The organism is Algoriphagus sp. TR-M9 (genome assembly GCF_027594545.1).
Lineage (GTDB): Bacteria > Bacteroidota > Bacteroidia > Cytophagales > Cyclobacteriaceae > Algoriphagus > Algoriphagus halophytocola.
The window spans coordinates 1,815,873-1,829,392 of sequence record NZ_CP115160.1 but is presented as its reverse complement, the minus strand read 5'-3'; the positions used below and the strand labels follow the sequence as shown (position 1 = coordinate 1,829,392).

The window sequence follows — 13,520 nt, the reverse complement described above, 5'->3', positions numbered from 1 at the left end:
TTCACCCCTCTATTTCCGATACTAATTCTGCGTACCACGCTTCTCCATATTTGCGTATCAAAGCATCCTTCAGAAACTTGTAGATAGGCACTTTCAAGCTAGAGCCAAGTTGGCATGCAGGGTCACAAATATGCCAGCGGTCATAATTCAGCGCGTCAAACTGATCGTATTTTGTGACGCGTATGGGATACATGTGGCAGCTGATCGGCTTTTTCCAGGATATCTTTCCATCCAGGTAAGCCTGTTCTATTCCACATTTTAGAATTCCACGCTCATCATACAGGGCGTATGCGCATTCCCGGTTTTCACCAATGGTAGGCGTACCCTTATCGCCATCCTTATCAATCACCCAGGTTCCCTGCTCAGCTATCACTCTTCTTCCCTCCTCGGTGATATAATCTTTGACTATTGGATAAATATCCTCAATGATTTTGGTTTCCTCATCCTCCAGTGGAGCACCTGCATCTCCTTCCACACAGCAGGCTCCCTTACAAGCCTCTAGGTCGCAGACAAAAAAATTCTCCTTGATATCATCCGAAAGTACAGTATCCCCTACTATGATCATGCTTTTTTACGTTTGGGCACAAAGGTAAGCATTGCCCTGCAAAGGAGTACTCCTATTACCTCTGGATATTTGAGATGTCATCCTCTGATTTTTCCTTTTGTTTACACAAAGAGCAAAACTGATAACTAGAAATTACCGTACTTTGCAAAGTGCAAGTCGTCTTGTCGTCCCGATCCCGATTATTTCGAGGCTATCGGGGAGGAAAGTCCGGGCAACATAGAGCGCCATACTTCCTAACGGGAAGGAGGCTGACTGGAAACGGTCAGTTTACAGCTAGTGCCACAGAAAATATACCGCCATTAGACTTCGGGGCTAGCCCTGAGCTGGTCGAAGGGTAAGGGTGAAAAGGTGGGGTAAGAGCCCACCGTCCTGCTGGTGACATCAGGAGCATGGCAAACCTTATGGGTTGAAAGATCAAATAGGTTCCGCGTCGGATTCAGTTCCGAGAAAAGTGGCTCGCTTTTATGCGGAATGGGTAGATCGATGGACCCCGATTGTGAAGTCGGGGCTAGATAAATGACAAGAATCGGAGGCCGAAAAGCCAAGGATACAGAACCCGGCTTATAGACTTGCACTTTTTTATTTTATATTGAAACTATGGTAAAAATTCTGATTATCGATGACGAAAAAGTCATCCGGGCTACGTTAAGAGAAATTTTAGAATACGAAAAATACAATGTCACCGAGGCCCAAAACGGGGAAGAAGGATTGGCAAAACTTCAGGAAGAAGATTACGATTTGGTTCTCTGTGATGTAAAAATGCCGAAAATGGACGGAATAGAAGTTCTGGAAAAAGCCATGGAACTTCATAAGTCCCCACAGTTCATTATGATCTCCGCCCACGGAAGTATAGAAACCGCTGTGGAAGCCACCAAAAAAGGGGCATTTGACTTCATTCCAAAGCCTCCCGATCTGAACAGGCTTTTGCTTACCGTTAGAAATGCTTTGGATAAGAAAAACCTGGTCTCTGAAACCAAGGTGCTAAAAAAGAAACTTTCCAAAAAACTCGACATGGTGGGTGAATCTGCAGCCATACATCAGGTCAAGGAAACCATAGAAAAAGTAGCACCTACCGACGCAAGGGTCCTGATCACCGGCCCAAATGGCACCGGAAAAGAACTGGTCGCTCACTGGGTTCATGCTAAAAGCAACCGATCCTCTCAGCCCTTTGTAGCTGTGAACTGTGCCGCTATCCCTTCCGAGTTGATAGAAAGCGAACTTTTTGGTCATGAAAAGGGAGCTTTTACTTCTGCACATAAGCAGCGTCAGGGGAAGTTTGAACAGGCCCAAGGTGGTACTCTTTTCCTGGATGAAATAGGTGACATGTCCCTCTCAGCCCAGTCCAAAGTACTGCGGGCCTTACAGGAAAACCTGATCAATCGCGTAGGATCTGACAAGGATATCAAAGTGGATGTGCGGGTGTTAGCAGCTACCAATAAGGATTTAAAAAAGGAGATAGAAGAAAATAAATTTAGGGAGGATCTCTATCACAGATTGAGTGTGATTTTGATTCAAGTGCCTGCTTTGAAAGACAGAAAAGAGGATATTCCTTTGCTAGTCAATAAGTTTTTGGATGATATATCCCAAGAGAATGGCGGAGCTAGAAAAAGTATAAGTGACGCAGCTTTGGCCAAACTACAGGAATATCCCTGGACAGGTAATATTCGAGAGCTGCGAAATGTAGTGGAGAGATTAGTGATCCTAGGAGAGGCTGAGATTAGCCTAGAGGATATAAAAAAATACGCTGACTATTAAGTCAGCGTATTTTTTTAGCTATTTGCTTGCTGCGAAGCCGGCGCCTTGGCGTAAGCTGGGCAAGGCTTACTGGAAGCACAGGCTCCCAATGCTAAAATCCCGATTAATAATGCTGCAGTGGCTAATTTTTTCATGTGTTTATTATTTGTTATTAAAAGGCCTTTTGGAAACTTATTGGTGATTTTATCAAGCTTAAGTTCCCTCCTTCGAAATACTCGTTTTCAGTTTTTTCAGTTCAAATATGTCTATTTAATCTTAAGATAGCAATTACTGCACCAATAGATTACAGCCTCTCACTTCGCTGTTGTCAAATCTTCCCAATACCTCTAGCATTCCATGCTCATCCAATTTACCCAAATCCTGGGTTTCTATAAATGCACAAGAATGGAAATTGGCGAGATCAATTACATTAATCCCGCCCTGGGCTCTTGGCGAAGGAGAAAGCGGGTCATTCACATCCCGAAGTATAACGCGCATGGTTGGAGGCAAAGTATATTTTCCTGCCCCTTTTGAGTAAGCCTGAGACATGAGTTCTGTCATTCCATATTCCGAGTGAATTTCATCTACACCGAAAAACGGACGCAAAATATCATGCACTTCTTCGCGGATCATTTCCTTTCTTCTACCCTTCATCCCTCCGGTCTCCATGACCATGAGGTTTTCCGGAGGAATAAAATCCTTCCCAGACTCAGCTAGGTCCAGCAAGGCAAATGTTACGCCCAGCAACAAAATCTTTTTTTTGCTCTTTGCCAAAAGTTCCATTTTCTCCAACAGTTCATCTTGGTTGTAGAGGTAAAATCCAGAATGCTCCGAGTGGCTTTGCTTGATAAAATGATCAGCCATACTCACTAAACTGCTCCCCTTTCTCTCTAAGTAAGCCGGTAAAAGCGCCAATACATGAAAATCCTTCAAAGACCCGTAAAAACCCTCAAAAATCCGCTGGGCATGTGCCAAATACCATTGCTCAGACCAGATATAATGTCGGCTGGTAATCATACCAGTGGTACCACTGCTGGAGAAAAAATCTGAAAAATCATTGGGCTCTCCAGCTACCACCTGCTGATCCTTGAAAAACCGAATGGGTAAAAATGGAATTTGATCCAAAGTATGAATAGAACCCGTATCTATCTTTCTGGCGGCCAGGTATCGCTTGTAGATACCATTATGCTGCGCCTGAAAATGAAATAAGTCTAATGCAAGATTTTCAAATTCATCCGGTTTAAAACTTATAAGGCTGTTCGAAAAACTTTTAAAATCCTGCATCGTTTTATATTTTGCATCAATCCAACCAAAGTATTGGTTTATCTTGGTGGTAAATTTACTTTCGCCTTATGCGTATAAAAAGCTATTTGGGAATATTCTTTTCGATTCTGATTGTTTATGGTTGCATTAGTCCTCCGGACAATCTGCCAACAGTCCCCAGAATTGAGTTTAAAAGCTTAGAATTTGTCCCGGTTTCAGGTGCCTCAGATTCTCTGATTGTTACAGTGGATTTTGAAGATGGTGAAGGTGACCTGGGATTATCCCCTACTGATAATGATCCTCCTTTCAATGCACTGGAATTTCAACGCGACTCGAACGGCGAGCTAATCACCTATAGCAATAGACCAAGCAATGCCCCTCCCTATAATCCTATAGATTGGGTGGTGGATCCCATTGTTAATAATCAGACAGTGAAAGACACGGTGTGGGTGGTACAAAACCCCAATCAGTTCAATATTTTCGTCAAGTTTTTTATTAAGAGAAATGGGGAATTCACTGAATTCAGATGGCAAGATCCTCCATTTTATACCACTTTCAATGGCAGATTTCCTAGAATCTTGACCACCGAAGAAGGTCAGGCAGTGGAAGGCAGCATTCGTTATGGCATGCTTTCTTCAGGATGGCAATCCATATTCAGGACAGATACCTTAATGGTGGAAGTCGCGATTCAGGACCGAGCCTTGAACAGGAGCAATGAGGTCACCAGCTCAGAAGTGACTCTTAATCAAATCACACGAGCATCTAACTAAAAAAAGCCCAAAACTGGGCTTTTTACTTATATTCAAGTATTAAACTATCACTTTAAATAGAAGGGAATTTTTTAGGATTTACCTCATTCATCATCGCGTAGACTTTCTCTACTATATCTTCCTGACTAGGCTTAGAGAAGTAATCTCCATCCGAAGAATATGCTGGTCTATGTGCTTTGGCAGAAATAGTCTGAGGTTCTGAATCCAAATACCTGAATACTTGCTGCCCTTCTATCACTTGCTGCATCATAAACGCTGAACCAGCTCCCGGCACATCTTCGTCAGCAAATATGACTCTGTTGGTCTTTTTCACAGACTCTCCTATTATTCCTGATACATCAAACGGCAATAAAGTTTGCACATCTATCACCTCCATATCAATCCCAATTTCCGCAAGCTCCTCTGCAGCATCCATGGCTATTCTACACATAGATCCATAGGTAACAAAGGTAATATCCTTACCTTCTCTTAAGATCTCAGGCTTACCCATTGGTACTGTAAATTCGCCCAAATTGGACGGGAGTTTTTCCTTGAGCCTATACCCATTCAAGCACTCAATCACTATGGCCGGTTCATCTGATTTCAAAAGTGTCTTGTACATACCCGCAGCTCGGGTCATATCTCTAGGAACACAGACCACCATACCTCTAAGGGAAGAGAGAATCATTCCCATAGGCGATCCGGAATGCCAAACTCCTTCTAGTCTATGCCCACGGGTCCTTACTATCAAAGGTGCTTTTTGACCGCCTTTTGTTCTGTAATATAGACAGGCTAAATCATCCGAAAGTATTTGCAAAGCATAAAGCAAGTAATCCAGATACTGGATCTCGGCCATTGGACGAAGTCCCCTTAGTGCCGTGCCTATCCCTTGTCCAATTATAGTCGTTTCCCTGATGCCGGTATCAGACACCCTGTTTTCCCCATATTTAGCTTGAAGACCTGCAAATGCCTGATTGACATCTCCGATTTTCCCTACATCTTCCCCAAAAGTGAAAAACCTAGCATCATTTTCTAAGGTGTAATCAAAAAAGGCCTGCAATATCTCTCGCCCATCTATAGAGGGGGATTTCTCATCATAAGTGATCGGAACTTCCTTTTGCTTCAATACAGACCATTCTGATTCACTGTATAAATGACTATTGTATCTGTCGTGAATCTGTCCACTCTGATTTTCCAGCCAGGTCTTCAGTTCAGTTTTAGCTTTAGAATCATCCATCCGCATGGTCATCAAGACCTTTCTGACCGTGGAAACAACATCTTTCCGGATAGGATTTATAGTCTTGGCCAGCTCCTCGGCCATTTGATTAATAATGACTTTTCTAGGACTTTGCTGGGCCGCATTTCGTATTAAGCCTACAGCTTCTTGCAATTCTTTTTTAATCTCTCCAGAAAACAAGCTCCAAGCAGCATCCTTTTCCTTCTTCACCTGCACTTTTACTTCTGCTTCTATTTTGTCCAGCGCATCTGGAGTGGCTATCTCATTACTCAGGATGTATTCTCTGAATTTGTTGATACAGTCCCAGTCCTTTTCCCATTGCAAGCGCTCTTTGCTTTTGTATCGCTCATGAGAACCCGAAGTAGAATGCCCTTGGGGTTGGGTCATTTGCAGTACATGGATCAAAACAGGTACATGTTCTTTCCTGGAAAGCTGTCCAGCTTGGTGATAGGCGTTTAGCAAAGCCTCATAATCCCAGCCATTTACACGTATAATTTCTATTCCCTTTTGAGAATCTGTTCTTTCAAAACCCGCCAAAGCATCTGAAATACTGCCTTTAGTGGTGTGAAATTCATTGGGTACAGAAATTCCATATCCATCATCCCAAATCGAAACAACCATCGGCACCTGCATAACGCCAGCTGCATTGATGGTTTCGAAAAACATTCCTTCAGAAGTAGATGCATTTCCTATGGTACCCCAAGCCACTTCATTTCCCCCAAGTGAAAAATTCTTGAACTCTTTTAAGCCCTTATTCTGCCGATAAAGCTTAGATGCGTAGGCCAGCCCCAAAAGCTTCGGCATCTGCGCAGCCGTAGGGGAAATATCAGCTGCCGAATTATATTTTTTAGTCAGATCCTTCCAGCTTCCATCCTCATTCAGAGATCGGGTGGCAAAATGACCATTCATCAAGCGTCCGGCACTTGCAGGCTCTTCCTTGACATTGGTATAAGCATAAAGCTGGGAAAAATATTGCTTAACCGTCAGCTCACCCAGTGCAAACATAAAGGTCTGGTCACGGTAATAGCCTGATCTAAAATCACCCAATTGAAATGCATGAGCCATCGCTAACTGGGCCAGCTCCTTTCCATCACCGAAAATACCAAATTTTGCCTTGCCCATAAACACTTCCTTCCTTCCCATCAGAGAAGCATGCCTACTGAGCATGGCAATTCTAAAATCTTGAAGGATGGTCTCTTTGTCTGGAGCGGGCAAAGCTTGGTTGAGGGGCAAAGAATGAACTTCTGACATAAATCTTAATTTACTAAAGTTATCTGGGTTTGGGTAATAGATCTTAATGATTCACTCAAAAATAGTTAAATCCCTATTTTATACAAATTTCAGCTTGGAGAATATTCAATCAATAATTTTGATTGAAATAACTTTAATTCGATTTTAAAAAATTATATTCCGATAAAATCAGATAAACAAAAACAACCTCCTGATTTACAGCAAATCCAACCTGCTTTATAAGGCATTTTTTACATTGAATCCAACTCAAAATTATCCATGCTTTAAATCAATTTTTTAAAAGAAACATAAAGTAAAATTAATCCAACAGGATAAAATTTTGATTTTGATCTTTTTTCGAAATCATACCAAATACTATTTGCTTTATTGCATTCTGGATGAGCTTTGCTTTGTATCTTTGCCCCAGTAATTGTAATCCCAAATATTAATGCCATGATTATAGGTGTTCCTAAGGAAATTAAAAACAACGAAAACCGTGTAGCTCTTACCCCAGCTGGAGCTAAAGAACTGGTTAAAAGAGGTCATTCTGTGTACGTTCAGCATACTGCGGGCGAAGGTAGTGGCTTTCAGGATGAAGAGTATGAGGCCGCCGGTGCATCCATACTTCCTACCATTGAGGCTACGTACGCAGCAGCCGAGATGATCATGAAAGTAAAGGAACCCATAGAACCCGAGTATAAATTGATCAAGGAAGATCAACTCTTGTTTACCTATTTTCACTTCGCTTCCTATGAGCCCCTAACCAAGGCCATGGTTGAAAGCAAGTCCATTTGCCTGGCTTATGAAACAGTAGAAAAAGCCGACCGCAGTTTGCCTTTGCTGGTTCCTATGTCTGAAGTAGCAGGTAGAATGGCCGTGCAAAAAGGTGCCAATTACCTGGAAAAACCGCTGCAAGGGAAGGGAATCCTACTTGGAGGAGTGCCAGGTGTACTTCCTGCCAAAGTATTGATCCTAGGCGGAGGAATCGTAGGCACTCAGGCAGCCTGGATGGCAGCCGGCCTTGGAGCTGATGTCACTATCATGGATGTTTCACTACCTAGAATGAGATACTTGGCAGATGTGATGCCTGCCAATGTAAAAACCATGATGTCAAACGAATTCAACGTTCGTAAAATGATCACCAATCATGATCTGATCATTGGTGCTGTATTGATCCCTGGAGCTAAAGCTCCGCATCTCATTACCAGAGACATGCTTAAAGAAATGCAGCCTGGAACGGTACTAGTTGATGTGGCTGTGGACCAAGGTGGTTGTATAGAAACTTGCAAACCTACCACGCACCAGGATCCTACTTACATCATAGATGACGTCGTGCATTACTGCGTAGCAAACATGCCCGGAGCTGTACCTTACACCTCTACTTTGGCACTGACTAATGCTACATTGCCTTACGCTATTCAGTTGGCAGATAAAGGATGGAAAAAAGCCGCTCAGAACAATCCTGAACTTGTTCCCGGACTGAACATCATCAATGGAGACATCGTCTATCAGGCAGTAGCTGAAGCATTTGATATGGATTACACTCCAGTAGTAAAATATCTCGCAGACTAATTCCAATAATCCTGCTAAAAGGCCTCCGAAGAATACTTTGGAGGCCTTTTACTTTTAGCCCAGTTGCTTCAAAGCATTCAATAATTTATCCCGTACCTCCCCGGCCAAGGGTTCTATTTCAGGGTTTTCAACCGCTGCCATGGCAGCTGCTGGGTCCATTACAGCTACCTCATACTTCCCTTTTTCAATCTCCCTGATGGTCACATTACACGGCAACAAGGCACCAATATTTGGCTCCGCCTGTAGGACTTTATCAGCAAAAACAGGATTGCATGCGCCCAATATCAAATAAGGAGCATAGTGCTTATCCAGTTTCTTTTTCATGGTAGCCTGAATATCTATTTCTGTCAATATCCCAAACCCTTCCGCTTTCAGGGCAGATTCTACATGGGTTCTTAGCTCGGCAATGGAGTTTGACACAATGTCTTTCTTTTGAAAATAACTCATGGTTCGTTCTGGTTAATTTGAAGATTAAATTTACTTAATCATTCCCAGCATTTCTGTGAGAAATCACACACAAGCCTATCTCCCTACAGCCCACCAAAGCATACGAATTCCAAAAGCTATCATCAATAGGCCTACGCCCAGATTTAGTTTGGACATGACTTGAGGTGTAACTAAAGGTCTTAATTTCTTTGCGATCAAAGCTTTGATTAGATCTATGGTAAAAACAGTACCCAGAATACCACCGTAGTACACGGCTACATCAGATCTGGTGAAATGCTCTTTAACTTGGACTACACTCGCAATGGAAATCCAAAAAAGTAAAACAAAGGGATTGATTCCATTGATACTTAAACCTTTCAAAAAGGCCGTTTTCTTTCTCGCTTCAGAGAGCTGAATTCCTCCTGAGTTTGGTCTTTGTCTGGATATTTTTAAAAAACTCCCTAAACCAAACCCTATTAAAATCACCCCACCTACATAGCCTAAAACTTTTTCATAATTGGGCAAATCCGCTAAAAAAGTAACCCCGTAATAAGTGATCAAAACATACACAGAGTCCGAAACCAGTATCCCTAAAGCCAAAACCGCGGCATATCGAAAACCTTTCTCCAGACTTCCTTGGATTAATGAAAAAAACACCGGCCCCACCATGGCAGATAGCAGCAGCCCCATACTCATTCCCTCTAGCAGTGCTCCTATCAAACTTCAGATTGTTTAGACACATAACTTTGCCAAGAAGTGGCTTTCTCACCTTTCAATACTCTTGGAAACTTATTCTGCCCTCCTTCTTTGCCCTGCTCCTTCATCCACTCGTAAAATGTAGCTACTGGTAGTACAGTAAGTTTCACAGCCTTTAGGGCATGCTTCCGCTCTACAGCATAGTCATCATTCAAAACCTTGAGCGAGCTATCGATTTCTCTACCCAGCTTTTTAGGATTGACATCATCAGCAGTACCCACATACCAATGGTGGGCAAAGAGATTGGCATGCGGAACTCCTAGCACCGTAAACTCCCGAATGGTTACATTTAACTTCTCAGATGCCAGCTCAATGGCTTTGTTCATATTATCCACCGATAGGTGCTCCCCACATAGACTGAGATAATGTTTGGTCCTTCCGGTGATAATAATCTCTGATTCTTCCCGGGACACAAAACGGATCACATCTCCTATCAAATACCTCCAAGTACCTGCACAAGTACTGATTAGCAGTGCATAATCAACGCCTACTTCTACTTCGTCAATCTTTAGGGTTTTGGCCTCAGACTTGATATTTCCTTCCTCATCGAAATTCTCCTCAGTAAAAGGGACAAATTCATAGAAAATCCCATTGTTCAATACCAATCGCATGGATTTTCTATTGGGCAAAGCCTGAAAAGCCAAAAAGCCTTCCGAAGCCAGGTAGGTTTCCATGTAGATCAATGGTTTTCCCAAAAGCTTCTCAAAACCCTTTTTATACGGTTCGAAAGAAACACCTCCATGCACAAAAATCCGCAGGTTGGGCCAGATGTCATGGATATTATCTACCTCATATTTTGCTATGATTTTCTCAAGCAAAATCTGTAGCCAAGCCGGTACTCCCACTATTATACCTATATCCCACTTTTTCGCTTTATCTACAATCTGATCCAGCTTATCTCCCCAGTTTTTGTTTCTGGAAATATCCTTTCCCGGTTTGTAAAACCTTTGAAACCAAATAGGCAATCTACCTGCGGTAATCCCGCTCAAGTCTCCAGAAAAATAGGTACCGTTAAACTCTAAATCGGTACTGCCTCCCAGCATAAGAATGCCCTTGGTAAACAATGAGGCTGGAAGATCATACTTGGAAAGCGAAAGAATCTGCCTCACGCCAGTCCTTCTGATCGCCTTGATCATATCCTTAGTTATAGGAATATATTTAGACGAGGAGTCGGAAGTTCCACTACTCAGGGCAAAATGCATCACCTTTCCCGGCCAGGTGACATCTCGCTGTCCTTCTAGGAGTTTACACCACCACTCATCATAGATTTTGTTATAATCATAGATCGGGACCTGGGCCTTGTACCGCTCATAGAAACTATGATCTCCCCGCTTGGAAGCTTTCAGAATATCCACGAAATTATACTGCTTAGCAATCTCTGTATGAGCAGCTTGAATCATTAATTTCTTTAACTCCCTTCGCTGAAGTTCCAGTGGGCTGGTGTATTCCTGCTCCAAACTCTCACGGAGTCGTATGCCTTTCTTTAGCAAAGTACTGATGATCGCCATATCTTTGTCTGAGCCCTGAGGCTAAAAGTGTGCGCATAAAAATAGAAAATGGACATCAAAGCTAACCTTCAAAAAGTAAAAAAAACTTTTAAGAACCCAGATTGCTTGCTGGTGGCAGTCAGCAAAACCAAACCCCTGCATAATCTTAGAGAAGCCTATGACGCAGGTATCAGGGATTTTGGAGAAAACAAAGTGCAGGAACTGCAAGCCAAACAACCAGAAATGCCTGCCGATGTGCGCTGGCATATGATCGGTCACCTCCAAAGAAACAAGGTCAAATACATCGCACCCTACGTATATTTGATCCATGGAGTAGACTCCTATAAGCTGCTCAAGGAGATCAATAAGCAGGCAGAGAAAAATGACCGGGCCATCAAGGTTTTGCTGCAAATGCACATCGCCGAAGAGGAATCCAAATTTGGTTTTGATCAACAGGAATTGGAAGAAATGTTTTCCGATTCTGCGTTTAGCAAGCTAAACCATGTTCAAATCGTGGGACTGATGGGAATGGCTACTTTTACAGACCGTGAAGATCAGATAAGAAAAGAATTCCGTGGATTGAAGTCCCTCTTTGAGCAACTCCGTAGCAGAGACTTCCCTCCTTTTGTGCAGTGGAGTGAATTATCTATGGGAATGAGCGGTGATTACCTGATCGCTCAGGAAGAGGGCAGCACTATGGTCCGCATAGGTTCAGCTATTTTCGGATCAAGAAACTAGAATCAGACATTTTCTAGTTTAACATTTTGAACCATTAGACCATTAATCAATGAACGGAAAACAAATCATCCAACTAGCAGCAGTTCTTGGTGCTTGCGCAGTAGGAATAGGTGCATTTGGAGCACATGGATTGAAAGATCTACTGGCGGAAACCGGAAGAACTGAGACGTTTGAAACAGCAGTAAAATACCATTTCTATCATAGTTTGGCCGTATTCCTGATCGGGGTGCTAGCTTTAGTCAAACCAAAATGGAAAAAGCTCAGCACTGCGGCAATATTGATGACAATCGGGATTGTAGTATTTTCTGGCTCACTTTATTTACTGTCTCTCTCCAGTATTTCCTGGCTGGGAGCTATCACTCCACTAGGAGGAGTGGCATTCATTTTCGGCTGGGTATTGGTCTTCCTTTCCGCTAGAGCAAACTGAGCATGAGAAATAAAATACTTCTTACCATTCTTTTATGCTATACCAGCTCTGCACTTTTTGCGCAGCTGAATAGAGATCAATACCTTAAACTGGAAAATGCGCTAGGAGAAAGAAGTTTTTTCAATGGGCATCTCACCGGTTTTATGCTTTACGATCTGGATTCGCAGCTTGTGCTGTATGAGAAAAACAGCCATCAGCGTTTTATTCCAGCATCTACCACCAAGCTGTTTACGCTTTTCTCCTCATTGGTAGTACTCAATGATAGCACGCAGACTTTGCGGTATGTTACAGAGGGCAACACGATTCGAATCTGGGGAAGCGGAGACCCTAGTTGGAAGTACAAGGATTTTGTGCAGCCTGATATTAGTGCATTTCTGGCTCCTTACGAAAAGGTAATATTCTCCGACGCCAATATGATGTCACCGGCTTTTGGGTACGGCTGGCAGTGGGATGATTATTATTACAATTATTCTGCGGAGAGATCCTCATTGCCCATTTACGGCAACTTAGTTCAGGTGAAGAAAGTTGGTAACGCCCCTTCTGTATTTCCTACTATTTTTCAAGAATCTGTTTTCCCTACAAATCGAACCATTCGAGAGCTGGAGCGGGATTTTCACAGCAACCGATTTTACTATAACCCAAATAACTTCAGAGCCAGGGAAGAATTTATCCCCTTTATAGTTTCCCCTGAACTTTTGCTTGAACTGGCTTCCGAAGCCACCGGAAAAGAATGGACATACCAGCCGGACAGTTTACCGGTTATTCATGAGGAGTGGCGAGGGGCTCCCCTATTCCCCATACTCAAAGAGATGATGCTGGAAAGCGACAATTTCTTGGCAGAACAGCTAATGCTGATGGTTTCTGACCGATTATTTCAGCGTCTGGATACTGAGCGGGCCATAGAGTACATGCTGAAAACCTACCTCTATGATCTCCCTGACGAGCCCCAATGGGTGGATGGTTCAGGACTAAGTCGGCATGATTTGTTTACTCCCCGTAGTATGGTGGCACTTTTTGAAAAAATCTACCGAATGCTGCCGGATGAGCAATTATGGGAGCTGCTGCCCACTGGAGGTAGGTCAGGAACTTTAGAAAACAGCTATCGGGCCGAGGAGCCATATATTTTCGCTAAAACCGGAACCATGAGCAATAACCATAGTTTAGTGGGATTGATTCGGGGGAAAAGCGGTAGGTATTACTGCTTTGCCTTTATGAATTCTAATTATCCTCACAAAGCTTCTGAGGTTCGCAGGGAAATGGAAAAGGTAATGCTCATGCTAAGGGATATGCTTTAAAGCTTGAAGGTAAAGTCTATTTGAGGAGCAGGATTTCGGCA

At 42.9% G+C, this 13,520-nt stretch carries 13 protein-coding genes and 1 other RNA gene; 7 read left to right on the top strand and 7 right to left on the bottom strand.

What is annotated here, in order from left to right; all coding sequences use genetic code 11:
* Position 1 precedes the first annotated feature (1 nt).
* Positions 2-565 carry a DUF3109 family protein gene (locus PBT90_RS07980; RefSeq protein WP_264809862.1) on the bottom strand — a complete coding sequence of 188 codons (564 nt, stop codon included), beginning with the start codon at positions 563-565 and terminating at the stop codon, positions 2-4.
* 148 nt (positions 566-713) lie between these two features.
* Here PBT90_RS07980 and rnpB point away from each other — a divergent pair.
* Positions 714-1,145: RNase P RNA component class A (gene rnpB, locus PBT90_RS07975), an RNA gene on the top strand.
* A gap of 17 nt (positions 1,146-1,162) precedes the next feature.
* Complete coding sequence (locus tag PBT90_RS07970) at positions 1,163-2,320, top strand: sigma-54-dependent transcriptional regulator (RefSeq protein ID WP_264809861.1); 1,158 nt, start codon at positions 1,163-1,165, stop codon at positions 2,318-2,320.
* Between the two features lie 267 nt (positions 2,321-2,587).
* Here PBT90_RS07970 and PBT90_RS07965 read toward each other — a convergent pair whose 3' ends face one another.
* On the bottom strand, positions 2,588-3,583 hold the full coding sequence (locus tag PBT90_RS07965; protein WP_264809860.1) for a LuxE/PaaK family acyltransferase: 996 nt from the start codon (positions 3,581-3,583) through the stop codon (positions 2,588-2,590).
* Positions 3,584-3,651: 68 nt separating this feature from the next.
* Here PBT90_RS07965 and PBT90_RS07960 point away from each other — a divergent pair, with 68 nt between their 5' ends.
* Complete coding sequence (locus tag PBT90_RS07960; RefSeq protein WP_264809859.1) at positions 3,652-4,332, top strand: hypothetical protein; 681 nt, start codon at positions 3,652-3,654, stop codon at positions 4,330-4,332.
* 52 nt (positions 4,333-4,384) lie between these two features.
* On the opposite strand, the gene PBT90_RS07955 is transcribed toward PBT90_RS07960, so the two are convergent.
* Both PBT90_RS07955 and PBT90_RS07950 read right to left on the bottom strand, forming a co-directional pair.
* A complete protein-coding gene (locus tag PBT90_RS07955) occupies positions 4,385-6,799 on the bottom strand; it encodes an alpha-ketoacid dehydrogenase subunit alpha/beta (RefSeq protein ID WP_264809858.1) in 2,415 nt (804 codons plus the stop codon).
* A 263-nt stretch (positions 6,800-7,062) separates the two neighbouring features.
* A complete protein-coding gene (locus PBT90_RS07950) occupies positions 7,063-7,233 on the bottom strand; it encodes a hypothetical protein (RefSeq protein ID WP_264809857.1) in 171 nt (56 codons plus the stop codon).
* On the opposite strand from PBT90_RS07950, the gene ald reads away from it, so the two are divergent.
* Positions 7,232-8,350, top strand: coding sequence for an alanine dehydrogenase (gene ald, locus PBT90_RS07945; RefSeq protein ID WP_264809856.1), 1,119 nt, complete (start codon positions 7,232-7,234; stop codon positions 8,348-8,350). The two genes, PBT90_RS07950 and ald, sit on opposite strands and share 2 nt — an antisense overlap.
* A gap of 54 nt (positions 8,351-8,404) precedes the next feature.
* Here ald and PBT90_RS07940 read toward each other — a convergent pair whose 3' ends face one another.
* The 3 genes from PBT90_RS07940 to PBT90_RS07930 all read right to left on the bottom strand — a co-directional run bounded on the left by PBT90_RS07940 (position 8,405) and on the right by PBT90_RS07930 (position 11,040).
* The gene (locus PBT90_RS07940) at positions 8,405-8,797 is read right to left on the bottom strand and encodes a DUF302 domain-containing protein (RefSeq protein ID WP_264809855.1); all 393 of its coding nucleotides are present in this window, start codon (positions 8,795-8,797) and stop codon (positions 8,405-8,407) included.
* A gap of 75 nt (positions 8,798-8,872) precedes the next feature.
* Positions 8,873-9,496, bottom strand: a complete 624-nt coding sequence (locus tag PBT90_RS07935; protein WP_264809854.1) for a LysE family translocator — start codon at positions 9,494-9,496, stop codon at positions 8,873-8,875.
* Positions 9,493-11,040, bottom strand: a complete 1,548-nt coding sequence (locus PBT90_RS07930) for a GH3 auxin-responsive promoter family protein (RefSeq protein WP_264809853.1) — start codon at positions 11,038-11,040, stop codon at positions 9,493-9,495. The genes PBT90_RS07935 and PBT90_RS07930 overlap by 4 nt, the downstream gene beginning before the upstream one ends.
* 48 nt (positions 11,041-11,088) lie before the next feature.
* On the opposite strand from PBT90_RS07930, the gene PBT90_RS07925 reads away from it, so the two are divergent.
* From PBT90_RS07925 to PBT90_RS07915, 3 genes are read left to right on the top strand one after another with little or no spacing between them, the layout of a single operon-like run.
* On the top strand, positions 11,089-11,757 hold the full coding sequence (locus PBT90_RS07925; RefSeq protein ID WP_264809852.1) for a YggS family pyridoxal phosphate-dependent enzyme: 669 nt from the start codon (positions 11,089-11,091) through the stop codon (positions 11,755-11,757).
* Between the two features lie 49 nt (positions 11,758-11,806).
* Positions 11,807-12,184, top strand: coding sequence for a DUF423 domain-containing protein (locus PBT90_RS07920; protein WP_264809851.1), 378 nt, complete (start codon positions 11,807-11,809; stop codon positions 12,182-12,184).
* Positions 12,185-12,186: 2 nt separating this feature from the next.
* Positions 12,187-13,479 carry a D-alanyl-D-alanine carboxypeptidase gene (locus PBT90_RS07915; RefSeq protein WP_270132592.1) on the top strand — a complete coding sequence of 431 codons (1,293 nt, stop codon included), beginning with the start codon at positions 12,187-12,189 and terminating at the stop codon, positions 13,477-13,479.
* Positions 13,480-13,520 lie beyond the last annotated feature (41 nt).